Raw genomic sequence first — 23887 nt, forward strand, 5'->3', positions numbered from 1 at the left:
TTACCTTATCCAGGACACAAAGCCTCGATGCTTTCCGGGCTCTGTAAACCTGAATCCGGAGCTTTCTTCTGCTCCATTCCGAGCGAGCCACCCGTCATTCATTTGGGCGAGGATTAATCTTGATGCCAACGACTTTTCAAGAAATATTTGGCCAAATATGGGCAGCGTCGTCAAGCCCGCAAGGATCAGAGTGTCGTTCATGCTCTTTTTTGCGGCAATGAGATCGTCCAAATCCCGAAATCGTAGAGGTCCTATGCCGTTGAATCCCCAGTGCGCAGGATAATCCGTTTCGATCATCTCATCGGCATCGCAATCAAGGAATAACATGCCGCCTCTCTGTATTACTATTCGAGCCAACTCCTGGCAATATTCCCGCAAGAAAGGATCAAGTATCCGGGACATTCCCCATGATTCGGGAAAACCTGCCGGATGCTCTCTCAGGACAATCATCTTAAGTCCTGCATCTAACATGGCTCCGGCTGCAGCCGCGTGGAAAGAGCACCAGTATCGGAAGATCATACGAGCAGCTTCAGGGTCCATAGACAACATTCTAACTGCAGTGGGGAAATCGAAGCTCATCCACAGAGCATCCCACAACCCGAATCCCACGGTTCCCGCCAGTGCGATTCTCTCCTGAGTTGCAGCGCGCAGGCTGTTGAAGAACGATCTGATATTGTCAGTATCATCCGGGATCTTGGCAACTTTGGACCGCCAGTCCTGAATCGTGCGACACGTCCCGCCCTGGTACAGGAGTTGAACCGGGCCTTCATCAGCGTGCAGGAGCGAGAACGTTCGACCCGCTCCATCTGACAGAACACCTTGTCCCAAAAATCGAAATCCATATGGATAGAGCGCAACGGATATATCGTAACCGGCATCAGCCTCCACTTTGATTTCCACTGCCCTCTCAAGAATCTTCTGGATGGAATCTCGTGAAAAGAAACGGTTCGCGGGCGATCGCAGGAAACGGCGTTTGAACGATCGGCGCAATGCATCGGCTCTCGAAAAGCTTACTACATCCGGCATGATCGGATTGTAGAAAGGCGAAAGGAGTCTGGGCCGAATTTTTTCAGAGTCCTGTACAAATGAGTACATCTGCACCGCCATTTCTTTCCCGTACGCATGGAGATCCACTCACGCTTCTTCTAGTATTCATAATCCAATTTGTCAATAGAAATCAAATTGTTCTTCTATTTTCTTAAAGAAATACTCAATGGATGCGTTGTCAGGTCAGCTTACGGACTACTTCTGAGGCGATTCTCTATATAACCAGATATGTCAAATCGCGGAATACGGTTTGGAGAACCCGCGAGAAAACCGCTTTGGCAAAACGATTTATCAGCTCTCGCTGGTTTTGTTCATTCAATCTATGGATGAGAGAAGTTCGTTGCTTCTCGATGGCACGTCATGCTGCCAGTCGGCTGTTTAAGGTAGTCATTTTGATACTGTAACCGTAATTTTGTACAATGCTAGTCCAGTTACATAATCTGCTACAACAATGAGGATGAAAGGGAATGGCGATTCGAGGAGCCATGCTATCGGATCCTGGTAAAAGCTCACCTTAATCCATCCCTCCAGGGCGGAGACTATTGCAAGATCCGACATCATAATAATACCGAGAAATCCGATAAAACTATTGAGGAGTAAACCCCACACCGCAGTCCTTCTGGAGAGGAACAGCACGGTTACCACTATCGCGTCAGTGCCGGAGAACAAACTGGCCCACAAATGGCTAAGAAATTGTTCCGGTGGATGCATTTTGAAATGCAGCATCAAGGAAGCAACAGAAAGCGCGACCAACCCCACCAACAACTGAACTCGCTGCGATTCCATAAGCACCTCAGGTGAATCGTACCGACCAGCCCAACAGAAAAACGAGAATTACGGCTATCGTATGAAGAATGAACCAACCCCGTTTGGGAAACATTATTGCTGCGAGCATGCTTACACTCCGAAATAATGAGCGGCCAGTCTGCCGGCCGTATAAACTGCACCAAATCCGACAAAGTGCACCAACCACCACCTGACTGTCAGAAAACGCCATTTCTTATTCACGATGGGCACTCCCACATAATTCCGGGTAAGTTATTGTAAACATAAGACAGCCATCATACCAAACGGTTCATACAAGACCGTTTTGTTTGTACATGAAACTGTACATAGAAACAGGATACTGATAACAGAAGAGATGTTTGTTCTTCTTGCGCCGAACGTTGAAAAGAGGACTGCAATGTTGATGGCACATGAATTGGCTTCTTTCGTAGTAAACACTTCGTACAAAGACATGTCCGATCAAGTCGTAAATGCGCTGAAGATCAGAGTTATGGACTCCATCGGGTGCGCAATCGGAGCTATCGGTTCACCGCCGATAAAAATGATTCTGAGTCAAATCGATGATTTTGAGAGTACCGGACATTGCACTCTTATCGCCGCCGGTAAAGCCTCTCCCGATCGGGCTGCATTCTATAATAGCGCTCTGGTCCGTTTCCTGGATTTCAATGACAGCTTTCTGGCCTCGAACGAAACGTGTCATCCCAGCGACAATTTGGGCGCAGTTCTGGCCGCCACAGAATATGCAGATGGAGACGGAGCTGATTTTCTCCTGGCTCTTGCGGTCGCCTACCAGGTGCAATGCCGGTTGAGCGAAGTCGCGCCCGTAAGAAACAGAGGCTTCGACCATGTCACCCAGGGCGCTTTTGCTTTGGCTGCAGGGATTTCAAAAGCTTTGGGGTTGGATGAGGCGCGTACCACAAATGCCATTGGAATCTGCGGGACAGCTTTCAATGCCTTACGTGTGACGAGAACCGGAGCCTTGTCCAACTGGAAAGGGCTGGCGTACCCTAATGCTGCATTTTGTGCGACTCACGGCACTTTTCTCGCGATGCGCGGCATTACCGGACCCATGGAAGTGTTCGAAGGCAATAAAGGCTTCATGGATTCCATAAGTGGGAGATTCGAAATCGAATGGAAACACGAACAGTTGGATAGAGTCCTGAAAACCATTCTGAAAAGGTACAATGCGGAAATCCATTCACAATCGACTCTGGAGGGAATCCTTGAACTGAAGTCCGAGAATGGCTTCACTGCAGAAGACGTAGACAGAATTGAAATAGAAACCTTCGATGTTGCCTACAATATTATCGGCGGTGGCGAAGAGGGGGTTAAAACCGTGGTCAGGACAAAAGAGCAAGCTGACCACAGCCTCCATTATATGATTGCTGTTGCCATTCTGGACGATCAGGTGTTGCCGCCTCAGTACGCAGACGAACGAATCTTACGCGACGATGTCCAGGGACTGCTCACCAAGATTGACGTGTTGCCTTCGGAAGCATTCAGCCGACGTTTTCCCGAGGAAATGCCCTGCAGGATGAGAATCGTGCTTAAAAACGGCGTAGTGCTGATCAAGGAGAAAAAGGATTACGAAGGATTCACCTCAAGACCCATGACGTGGGAAGCGGCAGCAACGAAATTTCATGGCTTAAGTGAAGGCAGGGCTAATCTCGCGCTCAGGACGGAGATCCTACAGGCTATCAATCAACTGGAGTCGATACGAATCCGTGATTTTATGAGACTGCTATCGGAGGTTCGGAGCGGCTAGCTCAACCTTCCCTGAGGAAAGGACTGCATATGAACGATCGGGAAATGAATGGCGGAAGAGCTTTTCCTTTTATCAGCCTCAATGAACGACAGCCCAAGCCGCGTTCTGTGGGAATAACCGAAATCAGGGGGCCGTATTATACGCCAATGGGCAAGCGTTATCTTCAAGACATATTCGAGACCGTAGGCGCTTGGGTCGATTCCCTAAAATTTGCCGGAGGCTCTTTTACGCTTATGCCGCGCAAAGCGTTAAAGGAACTAATTGAACTGTGTCATTCCCATCAAGTAATGGTGTCAACCGGAGGCTTTATCGAACGAGTCCTCACATTCGGCAGAGATGCCGTGGATCGATACATCAAAGAATGCAAGGACGTAGGATTCGATATCGTTGAAATTTCCAGTGGGTTCATAACTGTTCCCACCGACGATTTGTTGCGCCTCGTCGAAAAAGTCCAAAAGGCAGGGATGAAGCCCAAGCCTGAAGTGGGAATACAGTTCGGTGCGGGCGGAGCTTCTGCAGCAGAGGAACTGGCAGCCGAAGGAGTGCAGGATCCTGCATGGATGATCGCCAAGGCTAAGAGATTCATCGATGCAGGAGCGTACATGATTATGATCGAATCAGAAGGAATAACAGAGAACGTCGCAACATGGCGTACCGGGGTAGCAGCACAGGTGATCAATGCTCTCGGTCTCGAGAAACCCATGTTCGAAGCCGCTGACCCGGAAGTCTTCGGATGGTACATAAAGAATTACGGACCTGAAGTTAACCTTTTCGTAGACCACAGCCAAATCGTACAGCTTGAATGCCTCAGATCCGGCCTGTGGGGCACCAAAGACGTCTGGGGACGAGTCCTTACCTATAAAGAAACCGAATGACCCCGAGACTCTCCACGTCCGATGCCCATTCGCTTCAAGCAGTAAATACAATCGATTCTTGATTTCAGTCTGCCACACAATCGAATAATTGCTATTCCACTGCGGCTTACGTTGACAGTGCGGCTAAAATCGTGTAAGCAGACTGCATTGTGTACTGTTGTCGATGTGAAGGAAGGTAATGGATAAAGGGCTCCAGATCGTTGTGGTTCTTTGCGCCCTTTTCACAATATCATGTTCCGGGACCTCCGGGCTCGTGAAGAAAGACTCTTGCCTTGACGGCAAGAATCTGAAAGCACAGGCTGTGGAATCCCGATGCGTTGCTCTGGGCGCTCTTCCCCCGGAAGCGGAGCTTTGTACAGGGACTCCAGTTCGCAAAGACCGGAACTTGACTTCGCGCCTCAAAGATCTGGGATCTGACCTTGCCAATCTTCTCAACGGAAAAAAACATCCCCGTATTCCCGAGCTTCAGTTTCCGATAGAGTCGGGAGTTCTTTCTTCACCATTCGGTTATCGCAGAGGCATCTTCCATAGCGGCGTAGACATCTGCGCGAAAAAAGGTGAACCGATTCATGCGTGCGCAGATGGAACCGTGACCTTCTGCGGAACCAGGAAAGGCTACCGCAGTTACGGCCAGACGGTGCTCCTGGATCACGGAAAGGACGTGTTTACCCATTACGCTCATATGAGCGCAATTCACGTGCGAAAAGGGCAAAGCGTCAAAGCCGGCCAGGTTATCGGATTGGTCGGCAGCACCGGGCGATCCACAAGTCCTCATCTCCATCTGGAAGTAAAGGTCGCGAACCAGCTTTATAATCCTATGGCGCACTTCGCCAAATCGGAACTCAGAAATGTGGAAGTAGCAAAGAGTTTTTCCGATACCCCCATGGGCCCGGTCCCGTCCCGCCGACGATTACATTCTCGAGACTGATATTTTTTCTCACACTATCTATACATGAGAGTTGTGTCCGGCAGTGACGCCAGTCGCTACCAATACTTCTTCATATAGGTGTGGACTACTTTATACCGTTTCTCTTACAGGCATGTACTGTCGAAAAAGAAGAAGCACTGACTTGAGAACCAAGTTATAGCAAACGACATAATTTCTGACCTTTTGAACACATTGTCCTTTAATAGTACGGTAGGGGCAGGCGTCCCTGCCGGCCCGAACCGGTTGATCTTTATTTGAAAAATGTGCCGGCATGGAGGCACGGCACCTACCAAATTGCCGAGAAGTGCTTTTCGCAATTGGACACTGTTTCATACACTTGCTATAGTGTGGAGCACCCAACTAATGTAAGATTTTGAGAAACACTTTTGTGTCAGAGGTTCAATGACTTAGCTATTTGTGCCGGTAGTCCAATGCTGCGCGTACGGCGGCAAGAATCTGTTTGAAATTGTATGGCTTGGAGACGAATCCGACCGCACCGAGTTCCAGAATCTCCCTTCCTTGATTGGCCGGGGAATATCCGCTCGCGATGAGCACCTTCACATCCGGATTCACCTTCAAGAGCTCTTCCAGACACTCCAAGCCACTCATATCAGGCATCACGAGATCGAGAATCACGAGTGAGACGCCTTCCCATATTTCCCGATATATCCGGAGTGCTTCCTGTCCGGAACCTGCTGTCAATACATTGTACCCTGCCTCATTGAGAAGCTCTTTTCCCAGGTTCCTGATCGATTCCTCATCGTCAATCATGAGGAGCGTTTCTGAACCGAATGCCGGCATCTGTTGAGTAGTCTCGGCGAAAGACTCGAATTGCTCTTTGAGTAACGGAAAATAAAGTTTGAAAACTGTGCCCACTTCGGGCTCGCTGGAGCACGTAATATGTCCGAGATGGCTTTTCACAATACCGAATACGATGGACAATCCTAATCCCGTTCCTTCGCCGGGCTGTTTTGTCGTGAAAAACGGCTCGAAAACACGGTCGAGAACGTCCTTGTCCATCCCTTTACCCGTGTCGGAGACCATGAGCATCACGTACTTGCCGGGTTTCGTCTCCGGGCGAGTGCGGCAGTAGTCGCGATCGAGGTCTACTGTACGGGTTTCCAGTACGAAATTTCCCCCCTTAGGCATTGCTTGTTTTGCATTGACCGCAAGATTGAGCACAATCTGTTCTATCTGAGTAGGGTCTGCCTGGATCATGACTGGATTTTCGGCCAACTGCAGCTTTACCGCAATATTCTTCGGCATCGTACTGCGCAGAAGGTCTTCCATGAAGCGCAATTCCTGGTTCAGGTTTACCGGACGAAGCTTTGTCTCGACTTTTCGACTGAAGGTGAGAATGCGCTGAACGACATCACTTCCTCTTTTGGCTGCAGTCCTGATTGCCAGTATTCGTTGATAATCCGACTCTGCTTTATTCTTTCCGAGCAAAAGCAAGTCTGCGTATCCGAGCACTATCTGCAGGAGATTGTTGAAATCGTGCGCCAAACCTCCTGCAAGCGTTCCGATTGCCTCCATTTTCGAAGCCTGCCGGAGTTGCTCTTCCAGATGTCGACGTTCCGTCACGTCCCGGAGATGTACGATGACTCCTTCAATTTCACCACTCGACTCCACTACTAAAGGAAAGGTGCACACATCGAGCCAACCGGTAATACTATTTGCCGGCCCCCCTTTGGGAATGACAAAGGAAGTGGCTTGACCTGTTTTCAAGGTCTGCAGAGCCGGGCAGGATGGGCATACCTCATCAATACCCTGATATGCTTCGTGGCATTTTTTTCCAATCAAAGGCTCATCATGTTTGTACCATTTCTGCATGGTAGCGTTTGTACGAATGATTCGCAGATCTTTGTCCATGATACTGAGCCCGTCCTGAATGCAGGAGAATACGCTTGCAAGAAACCGTTCACGTTCCTGAAGAGCCTTTTCGCCTTGGATACGGTAGGTAATGTCCTCACAGCTTACAATCTGATCTCCCGTAGAGAGCTGCACAGGAATGAAGTGGATCAGCTTGTCAGTTCCATCCTTGCAGCGTACCTTGAAGGTTCTCGGGCGCTGTTCTCCTGTCGCACCCTTCCTCATATCCTGCATCCATGACGCAATCACCTGCTTGCGATAAGCTGACTCCGGAAACGCTTTCCGCAGCCACTCTCGGCCGTTTGGCACTTCCTGCAGGTCGTACCCGAAGAGCTCTTTGAATTTGGGATTCACATAGGCGAGGTCGTTGGATTGAGATAGCATCATAAGCGCGAAGGGAGCATTATCGACAAGAATCTGGAATTTCTTGCGCTCGAGATCAAGTGCAGTTTCCACGTGTTTTCGACCGCTAATATCTTTCATGATACCGAGCACGCGAAATACGGAGCCGCTCTCGTCTTTTTGGCAAAGACCTTTATCTTCTATCCAAATATAGGTGCCATCCTTACGTTTGAATCGATAATCGATCTGGAAACTGACACCTCTCGCCACGGCTCTCTCAAATGCGGCAACGGCTTCGAAGCGGTCTTCGGGATGTATCAGCTTTCTCCACCCGCGAGTATCCGAGACCAATTCTTGGATCGTGTAGCCTGTTGTGGCTTCGATTGCTCCTGACCATTTGACTTTTCCCGTTGCAGGATCGTATTCGTAAATGAGTTGCCCGGTTTGTTCGGTAACAATGCTATACAGTTCCTGGCTTTCATTCAGTCTGTCCTGAACAAGTCTGCGGTCTGTCACATCTCTGGCTATTCCGTGTATTCCAATCGGTTTGCCCTCCTTCAACATCAAACGGCTGGTAATTTCCATCCACACGGGTTTACCTGATTTCGATCGGACGAGAATTTCGTAGGGCCCGGTACATTGGATTCCCTGCTCAACTTTGAGACGAAGATTCTCCCGAACAAGCGGCAGAGATGAAGGTGCAATGAAATCTTGATATCTGGATTTGAGGAACTCCTCCCGTTCATAACCGAGAATGCGGGTTATCGCGTCATTTACCGATAAATAGTTGCCTTTAAGATCGTGAGTGTAGATGACGTCATTTGCATTTTCAAACAGGTCTTTGTAGCGCCTTTGACTTTTCTTCAGCTCATCTTCAGCAAGTCTACGATCCGTAATATTCCTGGATATCGCTTTGAATCCTATGATTCGATCCGTCTCGAACAACAATTGGACGTTTTGCCCCAGCCACATGATTTTACCGCTTCGATCGATCACGGGCACTTCATAATAAGTCGTGGCCTTTCTCTTCGCGAACTGAGTTGAATAGAATTTTTCGGCTCTCTTCCGGTAAGCAGGATGGACCAGATCGAAAAATCGTGTCCCCAACAACTCTTCAGCGGTACATCCTATTAATTTGAGACCGGGAGGATTTACGAATGTGAAGCATCCTTTTATGTCCGTCGTTACAATGATGTCGCTAACGTGAGCTACAAATTGTTCAAATCTGGTTTGGCTTTCAGCGAGAGCCCGTTCCGCTTTCTCCCGTTCTTCAATTGCTTTCTTGACTACTTTTCGGGCATGTTCTTTTTCCGATGCAAGACTATCGATTACCAACAGAACGAAATTTCGCTTCTTTTGAGAAAATCGTCTGCCAGTTAAATCCACCCGCATTTCACGATCGGCGATTCTGAGATGTGCTTTGCATGTACGTATCTTGCCGTCGCTTATTATGTGTTCGAGCATATTTTGCACGAGGGAAGATTCTGAAGGATCTGGAAAAAGGTTTGAGAAGGGAAGCCCCCGCAATTTCGCAAGTTGCGATCCGAGCGATTTACAGGCTGGATTGACTGTGTTTACGGTGAAATTTGCATTGAGCAGAATGGTAGGAACAGGTAATATTCGGGCCCATTCACGAAAAGTGAAGGGTTCTTCGTCCTGCAGCGCGGTTCCGAGGTCCCCCTCAAAAGGCATGTTGTTTCCGGTCAAATCTTCCAGATCAGCCTCTGTTGAATTATAAAGTATGGATTCTGATAAAGCTGTTGATTCGGAAAAATCGATTACTATGATGCTGAGAACTTAATTCCTCTGTTTTGTACCGAAATGTCAAGGATAAAGTGACGCACAATGTAACCGTTCAGTCACGCGGGGTAGACAAGATCTTCTCCTGTAACCATGATATCACTGACTTCCAAAATCCCCCTAACCCCCATATGCTAACTTATCGTGTTTTTGGTCGTTTGTTCCGGAGGAACAGTCTGACAATAGGCCGGCGATTCATCGCCGGTTAAGGAAAAACCTAATGATTTTCGAGTCCCGGAGGGACGGCTGATACACAAATTCCCGGCAATGAATTACCGGGCTATTTTCTTTAGTCCCTACGGGTCAAAGAATTACGACAAAGTTAGCGCCTATAAGGGAAGGGGGGATTTTTCCCACGCATAACTAAATGGAGACGATCGTCACGTTTATCGTCTTCAGGTTCGCGAGATATTTTGGTATTATTCCATGGACGACTGATCCTGTGACCCTCTCTAGGACGGAGCCCTCAAATTATGACGAAGGCATCCGGAAACGACCAAATTCCTGCAGAAATTTTGCGAATAATCCCTCCGGCATTCCGGCTGTTGGTCCAGGAAAAGAACGGCCTACGGGATTTTCCGGCTGGCGAGACCATTCTTGGCCCTGGGAAGCACAATCACGAAATTCTCTTGTTGCTTTCAGGGGAGGCGAGTGTCGTCTTACGCGATGACGATGGTCAGCGCATCTCTGTAGACACATTGGGACCCGGAGATGTATTCGGGGAGATTCACTTCTTCACCGGTATTCCCTGGAACTCGGATTCGGAGCTCGTTGCGGATGAATTCTGCCGTGCTCTGGTGATAAGTGAGCAGGATTTCGAGCAGACAATGCGAACAGATCCGGATTTTTCGGTATCGCTTGTTAAGAATCTGGTTCGCAAGGTCATGCGGCTCGACCGTTCTATTTTGAAGATGAAATTGAGAAGGCGCGCTTTACAGAATCTTATTAGTCAAAGAGATCATATATTTCAGGATTTTGTGACGGGCAATTACATTCAGAAGCGACTGGCATCTCGTGCAGAGGAATTTGCGCATTCAGACGGTCCTGTAATAATTATCGGCGAGACAGGCGTAGGAAAAGAGGTGCTCGCGTACAACATTTTCAGCTTAAGCCATCACTGTAAGGAGGTTTTTCTCAAAGTCGACTTGCTCTCGACCCTGGACAGTCGATCCGCGGACGTAACAAACGAATCGAATAAATCCGAACAAGAGATGACTGAAGCACAAATCAGACTCTTTTTCGGATACGAAGAACCTAGCGGAGATGGGGGCACGAAGGAGATCCCCGGATATTTTGAGCTTTCCGAAGATGGCACCCTGCTGGTACGGGGAATCGAACGGCTTACCGCGGTGACGCAGATGAAACTGTTGGAATCCGTCGCCACAGAGACTTTCCGTCGTCACGGAAGCATGCGCCTGCAAAAAGCAAAGGTCAGGTTGATCGCGACAACGAGGCTCGATCCGTCTCAGATCACCCTTGAAAGGCATCCGCTTATTTACGCGTTATTGGATCGCGCACTTACCATTTCTCCACTGCGCACCAGGCGCAAAGAGATCCCGGAGCTGGTAAATCATTACATCAAAAAATACAGCCTGGAAATTGGTAAAGAGCGTCCGAAGCTTCCAAAAGAGACTCTGAAAGCCCTGGTGAATTACTCCTGGCCCGGAAACCATCTGGAACTGGCCACGACTTTGAAACGGGCAATCCTGGTCGCCGCGGGCGGTATCATTCATCCTCATGACATCTATTTCCATCTGAAGAAGATTGAGGGGAGTGGGCGGTTCAATCTTCTGAGATTCCCCCGAATTCGCCAGACGCTTACCAGTCCTTTGTTTCCTGCTGTTTTACAGAGTGCTGCAACCCCGCTGTTCTGCATTCTGCTGATAATGCTTTTTCTCGGCCCCAGCGATCCGCTCAAAAATCCTGCTGCACTGTTCAGTTGGGCTCTGGGATGGCCCATTCTCATGATCGCGGCCTTTCTCTTCGCGCGCTTCTGGTGCTCGGTTTGTCCCATAGGTACCGTAGGCGAACTTGCCAAGAAGGTGTTCTCCCTGGAAAAACCGTTTCCTGTTTTCCTGAAACATCACAGTGATTTCTTAATGGCAGGGGCTGCTCTTGCAGTAATTTGGTTCGAGGCTGTGACGGACATCAGGAATTCTCCACTAATTCTTGCACTCCTTCTCGTTACCATGTTGGCCTCTGCAGTAGTAATCTCGATGATTTTCGAACGACAGTCGTGGTGTCTCTATTTGTGCGGACTGGGTGGAATGGCCGGAATTTTTGCCAAAATATCTATGGTGGAGCTGAGAGCCGATCGAAACGTCTGTATTTCGCAATGCGTGACGAACGAATGTTTTGTAGGGACCAGCACTTCGGAAGGGTGCCCATTTGGACAAGCCGGCCCGAGATTGCATTCAAACAGATTGTGCAAACTCTGTGCTTCATGCCTCAAGAATTGCCCTCATGGTGGAATAAATTTGAATCTGCGGATACCGGGTCAGGAACTCTGGGAAGAACGAAATTCAAATACCGGCACGTCGTTTCTGGTAGTAGGACTCATTGGCGGCCTCTTTAGTGAGATGGGTCGTAGAATGCCGTTATACGACTGGTTTGCAGGCTTCGTTCCGGGTCCCGATATTCTTCATTTCACTATCTTCTTTATAGCAAGCCTGATTTTTGTAAACCTCGTGGTAATCGCTGCATCTCTGGCCTCGAGCCGGGTATACCGAGAGACTCTGACGGAGAATTACACTCGCTTCGGACTTGCATTGTTGCCACTGGCATTTGCATGCTTCTTGGCATTCCATATCTACTATTTGCTGAATTTGGGAGTTCAACTCCCCATCCTGGTGAGCACCTATCTGGACTTTTCGGTTTTCAGGCAATTGGTCATTAAAGTTGTTCCAGAGACTACGTTTCTCATTCAGCAGATTCTCATCTGGTGTGGTTTCGCAGGGACCCTCGTTGTTGCATTCAAGTTGGGGAACGGAATGCCACAGGAAAACACAAAGAAGATGTTTGGATCGGTTCCTCACATGCTGGCGGCATTGATCTTTGCGTTACTCCAGATCCAGGCCATATGGTTTTACTTCTTTGGGACCCAATAGCCGGCATGCGCAGAAAGTATGGGTTGGAATACCGATTCGTCTTTCTTCTCATAATCTGAGGGCTGGAGGTATCCTTCGCTCCGGAAGCAAAGCCGTCTAATCACTCCGCTCAGGACACCCCAGCCTTTGCTATCTTGCGTGCACAACTGCGAAATGGCATTACAGCAGTTGACATAATCTCTGACCTTTTGAACACGCTTCTTTTAAAAAGGAACGGTAGGGTCCGGCGTCTCTGCCGGACCGAACTGGTGGATTTATCATGAAAAATGTGCCGGCACGGAGGCACGGCACCCACCGATCTTCGAGAAGCGCCTTTCGCAATCGGACAAAAGTTCTGACATTTACCATTAAACGAGCGGAAGGTATCCATTCAGTTACGTATGGGAGAGGTTTCTTCAGCCCCGAAGAGGCTATCCAACAGTAGCCGTGGGTGCAAACCCACGGAAGCGATACGACAAATCCTTTTGTCTTCAGGACCCTGGAAGGGTCCACCAATGACATTTGGGAATCATTGCCTGTTGGTCGACCCTTTCAGGGTCGTTGGACCATGCTTATGGACATGGCGCTGTCCACGGGTTGACGAAACTGTCTCAAAACTCCATTTTGGGCTCGCGATTTGCCAAGAGATGTACTAGAAAGGAGAGGAATTCAACAACCACGAGGCTGTCATGGGCAAACAGATCCGGGCCGATTACGAACAGATCTTGATGTTTCCGCCGTCAGTGGAAGACTGGGTGGCTAAGGATCACCCGGCGCGCTTTATCCGAGATTTCGTGGATTCCTTGGATCTGTCCGAGTTGGGAATCGAGGTTCCCGACAGCGATACAGGACGTCCTCCGTATGCGCCAGATCTTCTGTTGAAGGTGTGGCTTTTCGGATACTTCAATCGGATCAGGAGTACCCGTAAGCTTGAGAAGGGTTGCCTTGAGAATATGGGGCTGATTTGGCTGACGGGGATGAATGCTCCGGATCATAATTCCTTATGGCGATTCTTCAAGGCGAACAGGAAATCATTGAGGCATCTGTTCAGACAGTCGATTCGTGTTGCTCTGAAGGCCGATCTGATCGGTCTAGCTCTTCATGCCGTGGACGGGACCAAGATCCAAGCCGTCTCATCCAACGACAAGGCTCGGGGTCGTGAGCACCTGGAGAGGTTCTGGAAAGTGTTTCGGAGAGATTGGACCGCACGATTGCCGATGCGATGACTGAGATAGAGAGAGCCGAGCGGGAAGAGACCGGTGAGTATCGCCTTCCGCAGTCCATGCAAGACGGATTGAAACGGAAACAGCGGATACAAGAGGCTCTGAAGGAGTTGGATGAATCGGACAAGAAGTCAGTTCACCCTTCGGAACCGGAAGCTCGCTTTATGAAGAATCGCCGGACCAAAGACTTGTCGTACAACGCTCAGGCGGTTGCCGACCAAAAGAGCGGCCTTATCGTGGCCGCAGATGTGGTCACGGATGGGGCCGACAACGGGCAATTGGTCCCCATGCTCGACAAGGTGAAAGAGAATCTGGGCGCTGTGGCAGAGGAAAATGTGGCGGACGGGGGATATTTTTCCTCAGGGCAGATAGGTCTGGCCCATGAGCGAGAATACGGCATTCTTATCGGGAAATCGTCAGGGGAAATTGTTTCCGAGAGAGGTGCGGATGAGGATCTCTATCACCGATCCCGGTTCGTCTTTGATCAGGAGCGTGATTGCTTCATATGCCCTGAAGGGCGCTTGTTGCCTTTTCATCAGCGGAAAATTAACGGCAAGAACCACAATGAGGTTCGCAGGTATCACTGCAAGGATTTTCTAACGTGTCCCAATCGCTGGAAATGCTCCAAGAGCAAGAACGGACGCCTCATAGACCTCAGCGTTTACGAGGCGGCCCTAGAACGACACCGCAGCAAGAGGGAAAACCAGAGAACAAAGAGCGCCTGAAGACTCGAAAGAAGATTATCGAGCCACCGTTTGCCTGGATCAAGAGCGCATTAAGCTTTCGGCGATGGACCGTGGCCGGAATCGACAACGTAAAGGCCCAGTGGGACCTTATTTGCACGACCATAAATCTCAGGAAGCTCTACCACCATTGGGTATCCGGCGAGGTGGCATTCACGTAAGCAGCCGGAGGGAGACCATGACCTTATAACGGACAGTACACTCGGATCGAACCTCGCCTGATCTTCACTTGACGGGACTGCTTTTTTCCCAGAAGCAGGTCCTCCCGTCCGGCTTGCGTGATTCGCCGCAGTGCGCAGGTTTTGAGACGCTTTCTGACACCCATGGCTACTATTGGGCCGCCCTTTCAGGGCGCAGAATCCTTACTGCCCGCTCGTAACTGAACGGTTGCAGCGGAAGGCTTCAGAAGTGCCTTTACGTCTCATGAAGTCCCGAAGGTGCCTTCCATAAATCTTTGTATCGGATGATCGGGATCTTTTCTAATTTCCGAAGGCTTACCATGAGCAACAATCTGTCCCCCGTAAAGCATCATAACTTCCTGAGAAAACTCCAGTGCCCTCTGTACGTCATGGCTCACGAGAACATAGGTAACCGGTCGTTCAGAATGCGTCTTGAGAATAAGATTGAATATTACCGTGCTGGTGACCGGATCGAGACCTGTAGTGGGTTCGTCGAAGAATACTATGTCAGGATCGAGCGCTAGAGCCCGGGCCAATGCAACACGTTTTCGCATGCCTCCCGAGAGTTGTTCCGGGGTTTTGTCCTCTTCTCCCGAAAGGCCGACTCCGGCGAGCTTATCCTGTACTATGTTCTGAATCTCTTGTTCGGAGAGTTTCAGATGTTCTCGAACCGGAAAAGCTACATTCTCTCCCACGGTAAGAAAATCGAAGAGAGCTGAATCCTGAAAAAGCACTCCGAAGCGTCTGCGAATTCTGTTCAACTCGGATTCCCGCATGCCGACGATGTTATCGCCGTCAATGAGAATTTCTCCGGAATCGGGTGGTTCCAAGCCGATCATTAATCTGAGGAGAACGCTCTTGCCCTCTCCGGATCCGCCGATTATGGTGCTGACCGAATTCTTCTTGATCTCCAAGTTGACCCTGTCCAGGACAACTTCTTCACCATATTGTTTTCGTACATCCTTTATGCTGATCATGAGTGCCAACCATCCTTTACGTGCTTGGCGCAAACATGAGCGCAGTCATAAAGTAATCGATAATCAGAACCATGACGGACGATGTCACAACGGATGTAGTGGTCGCGCGAGCCACTCCCCGTGCTCCAAGGGGAGAATAATAGCCCTCACTGCACCCTATAAGCGAAATAACCAGACCGAACACGAGAGATTTGAAGAGTCCGTGGGTAATGTCCTCGAGGGAGAGATAGGCCTTTATTCCGGTCATAAATGTGCTTTCATCGATTCCCAGGGAGTGCATGCTCATGAAATAGGCGCCCACCATACCGGAAAAAGAGAAGAAAATCGATAAAACCGGCAGCACGAGAATCATGGCTATAACCCGAGGTACGATCAAGTAATGCACAGGGTTGATGGCCATGCTCCGGAGAGCGTCAATCTGCTGAGTGGTGCGCATGGTGCCGATTTCTGCCGCCATTGACGAGACCGTACGCCCGATGATCATAAGACTGCTCAATACCGGACCCAGCTCACGGGTAAGTCCCAGGGCAACGGTAGCTCCTACCATGGAATGCGCACCGAATCTGCTCACGCCGTTGTACGTCTGAAGAGCGCTTACCATTCCTGTGAAAGCTCCCGTAAATACAATGAGCGCGACCGATTGTACCCCCAGAAAGTCCAACTGCCGCATTAGTTCACCAAAGCGGAAAGGGGGCCTGAAAGCAAGAGTAACCACTTGCCAAAACAGGATAAGCACTCTTCCCAGATCCGCGGCTATTGATAAGGCGCTGGAAAGAATTTCCGAAAACGTGGCTTTAACTATCTGCGAAGGTTTCAATGCGACTCATCCTCTGCAATTCTCAGAGATTATGGGAAAGCAGCGAAAATGGTGCGACCGAAAGTCGTTTGCTCGGACCGTCTTACACCGGCTCAACGTCTGCTCTTCCGTTGCGCTTCAAAGAGCAGCTTAAGAACTGTCGCCCCGATAACAGACTGAAATCTATCGGCGGGCCGGACAAAAGTCAACCTAAGAACCCGGGGCCAAAGAGGTGTGAAGGAAATTTGAGTTTCGGCGAATGTTGCGAGCAACCCCGACCGCAACATTCAAGGCAGGAAATTGGGGCGGTTCATAGGGTTTGGTGAATTCCTTCTTCGGCTTTACGCACGGACTCGTGCGGATCGGAAACATTTTGAGTTTCTCTTTCGAAGTGATCTGGTTCTCCTGTCCATTGAATCAGCTACATCCACACGGGGAAGACAATTCCGAGGTAAAATTCGATTCGGGAATGGTCCACCAGAGACAATTCATGTACGGGGAGACCCCTGACGGTTGGTGATCGTGAGTAGGGCACGAACACTGAGACTCTGAAGGGTAGAGTACTGTCACGCCCGGCGTTGGTGGATCGTTTCTGAAAATCGCCTCGCTCGTACCCTGTCCGGGGGATTCGCCGAAAAGCACGCTCAAGGACCTGATTTCTCTGTCTGGACTTTCCTGGCAGGACCATTCACCGGAATCCGTGTACACGTGCTCGAATCCGAACGATCTCTCAAGAACCACTTTTGAAGGCGATTTCTTCCCGAAATGTGCCCACAGCGATACGATTCTATCAAACAAGAGATAGCTTACGTCCCAGGCCTGTATGGACCTGCCCACATCACCCGAGCAGTAAAACCGGCTCAAATCGATGAGAGGGTAGTCTTCCAGGATTTCAGCCTCATATCGCGCTCGCATCAAATCCTGACTTTCCAGAGTAAATAGAGACCATCGATTTTCCCGATCGAGCACGCATTCTACCGCACCGATCACGAAAAGAGAGGAGGGGATTGAAGCTCTGTGTTCAAATTGAGGCGTATTTGTTGCATCGAAAAATTTGCTCGTGACTAGCTCGCGCTCGACAAAGGAAAATCCTGCAAATTCTTCGCGTCCTGAAAACGGATAGCATTTCAAAGAAAACAGGCCGTGAAGAGTGGAGGCATTCTCCGTTTTCTCAAATGCTTCTTCCAGAACCAGGGCGTAAACTCCCGGAGCTCCGTCGATCCAGAAGTACCATGCGGGCACATCGTCCCACACAGGGCTCACTCCTGTTATCCCAAGCAGTTGTTTGAGTTCCTCGGTCCACGATGCCGTGGTGAGCAGGCTGTCGATCTTGTTCCTGAAGACAGATTGTATATCTATGTCAAAAACCACCTTTCTTCTGAAATAACTCCTTTACAATATCGATTTTCTCACGACCTTCGCAAGCAATACCTTCGAGTCTGGCTGTTTCAAGCAGGATATCATCCGGATAACAGAGAGTTAAAGCATAACTGGATTCATACGATTCAAAGAATCGGTCCACGTCTTCAGCGGGTTTGGCTTCCTCAGCTTTGAACGCTGTGGTTGCATTTTGCACCACTTCACGGAAGAGACTCTTGAAGAAACCTCGTTTGGCTTCATCTACCATGTGTCACCTCTGACACTTCGAATGTTAAGACCAGGAGGAGTCTTCTGTGTGTGCAGAAGTCTCCTCTCGGTATCCTCCCTATAAACCTGAGGCACCTGCAACTCTCATCTTGGCTTTCGGAATTTCATTCGTCCGAGCAGTTTTTCTCGGCAGCGGCCAATATTGGAAGAAGTCCGCCTGAATCATTATGACGGTCAGGTAGAGCAGTGTCCACACCAGGGGAGTGTCATCGGGCTGTGCAATTCCGGGCACTTTTCCCAGCAGGAATGTTGTCGCGGACGAATAATAGAAAAGGTAGATGCAAAGTCCGCCGGCAATCGCTATCAAGGTCCTCAACAAAGCTCTTACGAACAAGCTCCCGAGATTGGGGAAGTTGTTGAAATAGACCGCCAGGATAAATGCTGCAAGGACGACGAATCCACCGATCTCCCCTGTATGCAGATAACGAAAATATGGAGCATCCGTGTACTGGCCGCCTTCAAACGGTTCCATCCAGTAGACGCTCATAACCTTTAGCAGGATTACGAACGTAATTGCTCCCAGGATCAGGGTCCCGACAATGGCTGCAATGCCTCTCCCCAAAGAGCCTTCTCCATCCCGGTCGAGAGACTTCCAGGGGTAGCCTTCCCACAGTAGATCCGAAATGATGATCCAGGCTACCGTACACAATATCAACCCGAGGCTGAAATAAGCGCTTGCGGTCCCCGCAAAAGAAGACCACCACGGTTCCACTCCTGCCTTATTCTGCGGAGGATAGAACAGATAGCAGACATGAGGATGGAACAGCACTGCAAAGGTGACAGTTGTAAGAACAATTACTGCGAGCATTCTGGACCATGATACGACTGACGCTGTATCACGATTCCAGGGCCATCGACCGAAGCCGACATTCCATGCCAACGCCCACCAGAGGAATGCCGTGAAGAAATAGATGAGCGCTGTGGATGCGTTTTCTCTGGCATTGAAAGGTTCAGCACCGGTGCCTCCGGAGGCGACTATTGAATCGGGACTGAAGTACGCAATTCCGAATGTTCCCAGGAATCCTCGGAATATGACAAACACCGTGATCAGCATCAATAGTACTGCAACCACAGTGAGGATTATTCCTCTGGTGAGACGAGAGGAATCTTCCGGAGGAGGCGCAGCATTGATATCCCAGACTTTGGTCAACATGACAACACTGGAGAGAAAAGCGACCACAAGCGAAAAACCGTACATGGGCGTGTAAAGCTTCATTACTCCGTTTGGATGCATGAACACGTACCATAGCAGCCAAACGACGAAGAAAATAACAATGAAGTTTATTAGCCCGAGAACATAGCTGAAGTGTTCACCCGGTCGAGAAGGCTCCGCCATTGTCCTGACCTCCGGAAGCAGAAGATTCGAACCAGTTTCATGAAGTACGAATAGTGTCTCGAGAGAAATCAGAACGTGACACTATCCCCGTTCGTCAGAAACACGTTGCTGGCCTTTGCAACTGAAGAAAACTTCTTGTACTCCTTGTATTTGTTGGTGCCTTTCACTACGGGGACACCGGCTTCGGCAGCTTTTTCCGCCCATATCCAGCCCGTGCAGTGGTTGCAGCCCACTTTCTGGAGCTGGAATGACTTCACCCCTTTGATGATGTCGTCGAATTTGGGCTCCCAGTTCTCGAATAGCGTGATATGGAGCCCGCCGTAGCATCCGTACGGCTTGTATCCCTCGAAATTCGATCGCGCGTAAGAGAACAGGGAAAGAATACCTGGATGACAACATCCTGTTACCGTCACGATTCCCTTATCTTTTACATTGAAATACAGAACGTTCTCCCCGCGGACCCTCAGCAGAATGGGCACATCAAACATTCTTATGGCAACACCCGGCATGACGCGGTAAATACCGTCCCCTTTATCCCCGCTGGGGGTGCATTCAACGAGTTTTCCGGTATGCGGAACGTCGTTTTTACAGATGGGGATTTCCTTGCCGCTTTTGTCTTTGGCTTTGTGATGGGCCTTTTCTCGCAGCAATGCGATATCTTCGGGATAATGCGTCTGGGGAGCATAAATGGTGATGTCGGGCTTGTTCTTGAGGGTGGATTCAATGCCCCAGAGATGATCGAGATGCCAGTGAGAAAGCATCATAAATTCGATTTCACCGCTTTTCAGCATTGATGCCACGTTGCTTTTTTCGTTGAAGATATAATCCATCCATTCCGTATTCCATCCCGTATCCATGAGGAATTTTCGTTCCTTATCGTCCAGCCCGGTGACGGTAATCAGAGCGGAATAACCTCCGGCGTTATCCCATTCCCAAGGAATAGTGTACTGATTTGTCATGGCCCCGCCGTAGTCCATGAGCGTCTTCTTAAAGATGTCATTGTCAAACCAGCTCGTCTCCGTCAGCACGTCCACCTTTACGCTTTTCACTTGTCCAAAATCGACTTTGCCTGCAGCATGGGCCGGTTTCGGAATTACTCCGGTTCCAGCCACAGATGCAGCCGCTCCCGCCGCTGCCATGGATTTGAGAAACGATCTCCTGTCCATTGCTTCCTCCTGTGATGTATTCGCGATGGGCCTGTCGTAGCCGTAGTATGGACTGTGCTGCTACCGAGATGAGGGGATTCTCGGGGCCACACGCTTGAGGGAATGGATCGGGATATGACGGTCAGAGCACCACGGCAATTATCCCGGATCTTTTTCCATGCCTCTTCGCAGATTATAGAGAAGACCGCCTACGAGTTCGGTTTCTTTGGGAGTGAGTCCTAACCCGTAGCCATGCATTGTCTCGATGACAAGGAGCCATTCGTCCCGAGTACGACCGGGCTTCTCGGGATCTGCAACCGAATCGTGACATTGCAGGCACTTTTGTTTGTAAATCGCGTACGCCTTCTTGTGATCGATTTTCTTTTTGTCGTCGGCAGAAGGTTTTTTCGTCTCGGCGAGAGCGAATATGCCGCCGAATGCGAGGAACAGGACGCAAAGCATCACGAAACAAATCTTCCGAACAAATAGGGATTTGTCCATGATTTTGTGCACCTCCTCCCAGGCAAAGCATGAGGTCGGTTGAAAACTAAGAGGTTTGCACCGCTTTAAGCAATTTTCGTGCTAACGCAGTGCTACGCCGTCGCTTCTTATAACGGAGAGGGATGATTGATCTTTTAGGATAGCTTTGCACTACAGAAACTCAGTTGCTCTCTGGTAAGAGCTGCAAAATGCAATATCGAGAAGTGCGCAAATATGCAAAATGCAACTACAGGAGCCCGGGTTATGTCAACTCTTATCGTAAAGCCGCCAGGAAGAATCCGCAGTGACGGCCGGTCCAGACAAAGACCCGAGAGAATGAGTCCGATTTATGGAAGAAATGTGTTGACTCCTTACTTTTCAACATACCTTACCGCATGCTCCGCGGTCAAGCTTGATCTCGAAGATTGAGGAGCCTCCATCGATTAGAAAAAGTTTAATCGCCGGAATCAATGGGAGGAGCAGAACGAAAAACAATATTCATGAACGGTGCCCCGCCTTCCAGGTTAAAGACAGGTAAGAAGAATCCCTTGTATCATGATTCACCGATGATCTGCCCGTGAAAGCATCGGCAGAGATTTTCTAGGCAGTCATTGGACGGTGAAGCAAAATAATGGGGGGTCGTGACGGGAATGATCGGAAGGCTTCCATCTATACCGTCGAGTCCTATTTCGCCTTGCCGAATCGAGGTGTTCATGGTATTTCCACCTCGTGCCGAAAGGCTATCCTCATCGTCACTGCGATGAATTCTCTTTTCGATGGAACTTTTGGAATGTGAACGGCGCCGAAAGGCGCTGTCATTGCGATAAAAACATCAGTAGGGAAAGAGGCTATCATAGAAGCCGGCTACATCGGTTTACCGCCAGTGGGTTGTCATTGAATGTTGCTTAACATTATGTTTCGAACAAGAATTGGAGGTCGCCATGCCTTCTTATGGGCCTAAGATAATTCGAGACCCAGTCCACGACATCATACCATTCGCGAATGACGAGACCGACCAGCTTCTCTTGCGTGTGATTAACACCAAGGAGTTTCAGCGGCTGCGCCGAATTAAACAGCTAGGGATGTGTGATATAGTCTTTCCTGGAGCTAGTCATAGCCGTCTAGCTCACTCGCTAGGAGTTATGCATCTTGCGAGAAGAGTCCTCGACCAGATTAAGCGTGTTTACCAAAAAATGGATGAAATACAGCGACGTGTGGTTCTTTTGGCAGCACTTCTACACGATATTGGACATGGACCCTTCTCTCATGCATTTGAGAGAGTGTCAGACTCAAGCCACGAATCTTGGACGGGACGGATTATTTTAGACGAAACGACAGAGGTCCACCAGAAACTTAAAGAGCTAGATCCGACACTACCTAAACAAGTTGCTGACTTTCTTCAAAGCAAACCTGTTGACGGAGTGCCGACAGTTTTCTCACATATCGTCAGCAGCCAGCTTGATGTAGATCGATTCGATTATCTGTTGAGAGACAGTCATGCGACCGGAACCAATTATGGTGCTTTCGATTTGAACTGGTTAATTCAACATCTTTTTTTGACGGACACGGGTGATCGTTTCTACCTCGATCGGAAAGCTTATTGGGTTGCAAAGGCTTACATATTTGCTCGTCACAATATGTATCAAACAGTATATTTTCACAAGGCAGTGCGGGCCACTGAAGTCATGTTTGTTGAACTCTGCAGTCTATACAGGAACCTTGTCAAAGAAGCGGCTGATCTTAAGCAGAAGAAAGCTATTGCGCCGAACGTTTCCCCGGTGATTGTGTCTATCTTTTCCGAAGACGCCATTTCATTAGACGATTATCTGACTCTGGATGATAGTACATTGATAGAGTTTTTTAAGTGTTGCGCCCATTCAAGCCATCTTGCTCTTGCAGCGCTTGGATTGGGGCTGATTAACCGTAAGCTATATAAATGCATTGACATTACTATGGAAGACAAGGGCCGCGATCGGAACTTCGTAGCTGACGTCTCATCCTGGTTGACAGAGAATCACATGGATTGGAGACATGAGTTCATCTCCGATTCTCCAGCGAACACACCCTATCAGCGCTATATGCCTGAGAAGGAAAAGCCAGCTCAAGCAATCTATATAGAAAGACCTGATGGCAATCAGGTCGAGATTACTGAATATAGGCTTCAGAGCCCTATAGCAGCTCTTGCAAAAGAAAACATTTTAGCACGTTACTATTTTAAAGAAGCAATCCGTGATAAGGTGGACGAACTGGCAAAAGCCCATGGATTGAGGAGGGCATAATGAGCTATGAGACAGATCAAGTTATGAATTATCAATGGCTAGCGAGTGTGATTGCAGAACATCCTGACGCAACGGTTCGAGGCAGCGTTCGTCTGCAAAACACAATATGGTTGCTTCAGCATGTCGGATTTCCTTCTCGCTATAATTATAGGAAGTTTTTCGACGGGCCCTACAGTGAAGCAGTTCGAGCAGACATCGAATTACTGTCGAGCTTGGGCCTGATAGAAGTGGAAAGCAGTCCTGAAGGAATGGAACCAGGCTATACTTTCCGTGCTATCGAGAAATTGCAGATCAAAGAACTCGAAAAGTTTATTGAGCAGATACGAATCATCAGTGAAATGGAAACTTTTGTTCTCGACTGTGCAGCTACATATGAAGCATTTAGGGACCTCGGGTTACCTGATGAAGAAGCCTGGGTTTCCGTTTGCCTTAAAAAGGGGAATCTCTGCGATGAGATTACTACAGAGCACGCCAAGAAATTCTTGGAAAAGCTTGGGCTACTCCCGTGATCTGTTAGGAAGGCAGTATGAAAAAAAAAAAGGTACCAGCACTGACTTCGACCAATCTCGCTCCACGGACAC

General features: G+C 49.1%; 19 protein-coding genes. 9 read left to right on the forward strand and 10 right to left on the reverse strand.

All coding sequences use genetic code 11. The features are described from left to right. Together DESTI_RS23760 and DESTI_RS23765 are read right to left on the reverse strand one after the other, a co-directional pair. The gene (locus DESTI_RS23760; RefSeq protein WP_041286442.1) at window positions 1–1134 is read right to left on the reverse strand and encodes a hypothetical protein; all 1134 of its coding nucleotides are present in this window, start codon (window positions 1132–1134) and stop codon (window positions 1–3) included. Between the two features lie 300 nt (window positions 1135–1434). After that, on the reverse strand, window positions 1435–1833 hold the full coding sequence (locus DESTI_RS23765) for a hypothetical protein (protein ID WP_014812520.1): 399 nt from the start codon (window positions 1831–1833) through the stop codon (window positions 1435–1437). A 397-nt stretch (window positions 1834–2230) separates the two neighbouring features. Here DESTI_RS23765 and DESTI_RS23770 point away from each other — a divergent pair, with 397 nt between their 5' ends. The 3 genes from DESTI_RS23770 to DESTI_RS29385 all read left to right on the forward strand — a co-directional run bounded on the left by DESTI_RS23770 (window position 2231) and on the right by DESTI_RS29385 (window position 5401). Next, complete coding sequence (locus tag DESTI_RS23770; RefSeq protein WP_014812521.1) at window positions 2231–3598, forward strand: MmgE/PrpD family protein; 1368 nt, start codon at window positions 2231–2233, stop codon at window positions 3596–3598. Window positions 3599–3627: 29 nt separating this feature from the next. Continuing rightward, window positions 3628–4473, forward strand: coding sequence for a phosphosulfolactate synthase (locus DESTI_RS23775; RefSeq protein ID WP_014812522.1), 846 nt, complete (start codon window positions 3628–3630; stop codon window positions 4471–4473). 178 nt (window positions 4474–4651) lie between these two features. After that, a complete protein-coding gene (locus tag DESTI_RS29385; protein WP_014812523.1) occupies window positions 4652–5401 on the forward strand; it encodes a M23 family metallopeptidase in 750 nt (249 codons plus the stop codon). A gap of 411 nt (window positions 5402–5812) precedes the next feature. Here DESTI_RS29385 and DESTI_RS29390 read toward each other — a convergent pair whose 3' ends face one another. Further along, complete coding sequence (locus DESTI_RS29390) at window positions 5813–9307, reverse strand: PAS domain S-box protein (protein WP_014812524.1); 3495 nt, start codon at window positions 9305–9307, stop codon at window positions 5813–5815. A 581-nt stretch (window positions 9308–9888) separates the two neighbouring features. Here DESTI_RS29390 and DESTI_RS23790 point away from each other — a divergent pair. The 4 genes from DESTI_RS23790 (at window position 9889) to DESTI_RS31915 (ending at window position 14628) form a co-directional block, all read left to right on the forward strand. Next, window positions 9889–12522 carry a sigma 54-interacting transcriptional regulator gene (locus tag DESTI_RS23790; RefSeq protein ID WP_014812525.1) on the forward strand — a complete coding sequence of 878 codons (2634 nt, stop codon included), beginning with the start codon at window positions 9889–9891 and terminating at the stop codon, window positions 12520–12522. Window positions 12523–13190: 668 nt separating this feature from the next. Continuing rightward, window positions 13191–13727, forward strand: coding sequence for a transposase (locus DESTI_RS23800; RefSeq protein ID WP_041286444.1), 537 nt, complete (start codon window positions 13191–13193; stop codon window positions 13725–13727). Further along, the gene (locus DESTI_RS31910) at window positions 13700–14449 is read left to right on the forward strand and encodes a transposase (RefSeq protein ID WP_169316394.1); all 750 of its coding nucleotides are present in this window, start codon (window positions 13700–13702) and stop codon (window positions 14447–14449) included. Before DESTI_RS23800 ends, DESTI_RS31910 begins: the two co-directional genes overlap by 28 nt. Continuing rightward, window positions 14344–14628, forward strand: coding sequence for a transposase (locus tag DESTI_RS31915; protein WP_083846866.1), 285 nt, complete (start codon window positions 14344–14346; stop codon window positions 14626–14628). Before DESTI_RS31910 ends, DESTI_RS31915 begins: the two co-directional genes overlap by 106 nt. Before the next feature lie 260 nt (window positions 14629–14888). On the opposite strand, the gene DESTI_RS23810 is transcribed toward DESTI_RS31915, so the two are convergent. The 7 genes from DESTI_RS23810 to DESTI_RS23840 all read right to left on the reverse strand — a co-directional run bounded on the left by DESTI_RS23810 (window position 14889) and on the right by DESTI_RS23840 (window position 21048). Then, entirely contained in the window at window positions 14889–15623 is a 735-nt protein-coding gene (locus tag DESTI_RS23810) for an ABC transporter ATP-binding protein (protein WP_014812526.1), read from the reverse strand. Window positions 15624–15639: 16 nt separating this feature from the next. Beyond that, a complete protein-coding gene (locus DESTI_RS23815) occupies window positions 15640–16440 on the reverse strand; it encodes an MlaE family ABC transporter permease (protein WP_014812527.1) in 801 nt (266 codons plus the stop codon). A gap of 396 nt (window positions 16441–16836) precedes the next feature. Further along, window positions 16837–17790: a hypothetical protein gene (locus DESTI_RS23820; protein ID WP_014812528.1), complete on the reverse strand. Its 954-nt coding sequence runs from the start codon at window positions 17788–17790 to the stop codon at window positions 16837–16839. Beyond that, window positions 17780–18046, reverse strand: coding sequence for a hypothetical protein (locus DESTI_RS23825; RefSeq protein ID WP_014812529.1), 267 nt, complete (start codon window positions 18044–18046; stop codon window positions 17780–17782). Before DESTI_RS23825 ends, DESTI_RS23820 begins: the two co-directional genes overlap by 11 nt. A gap of 78 nt (window positions 18047–18124) precedes the next feature. Next, complete coding sequence (locus DESTI_RS23830; RefSeq protein ID WP_014812530.1) at window positions 18125–19402, reverse strand: hypothetical protein; 1278 nt, start codon at window positions 19400–19402, stop codon at window positions 18125–18127. 68 nt (window positions 19403–19470) lie between these two features. Beyond that, on the reverse strand, window positions 19471–20568 hold the full coding sequence (locus DESTI_RS23835) for a twin-arginine translocation signal domain-containing protein (protein ID WP_014812531.1): 1098 nt from the start codon (window positions 20566–20568) through the stop codon (window positions 19471–19473). 138 nt (window positions 20569–20706) lie between these two features. Beyond that, window positions 20707–21048: a cytochrome c gene (locus tag DESTI_RS23840; RefSeq protein ID WP_014812532.1), complete on the reverse strand. Its 342-nt coding sequence runs from the start codon at window positions 21046–21048 to the stop codon at window positions 20707–20709. Window positions 21049–22109: 1061 nt separating this feature from the next. Here DESTI_RS23840 and DESTI_RS23845 point away from each other — a divergent pair. Both DESTI_RS23845 and DESTI_RS23850 read left to right on the forward strand, forming a co-directional pair. Then, entirely contained in the window at window positions 22110–23306 is a 1197-nt protein-coding gene (locus tag DESTI_RS23845) for an HD domain-containing protein (protein ID WP_272913418.1), read from the forward strand. Then, entirely contained in the window at window positions 23306–23815 is a 510-nt protein-coding gene (locus DESTI_RS23850; RefSeq protein WP_014812536.1) for a hypothetical protein, read from the forward strand. The genes DESTI_RS23845 and DESTI_RS23850 overlap by 1 nt, the downstream gene beginning before the upstream one ends. The last annotated feature ends 72 nt before the right edge of the window (window positions 23816–23887 follow it).

Source organism: Desulfomonile tiedjei DSM 6799 (assembly GCF_000266945.1).
GTDB classification, from domain to species: Bacteria; Desulfobacterota; Desulfomonilia; order Desulfomonilales; family Desulfomonilaceae; genus Desulfomonile; species Desulfomonile tiedjei.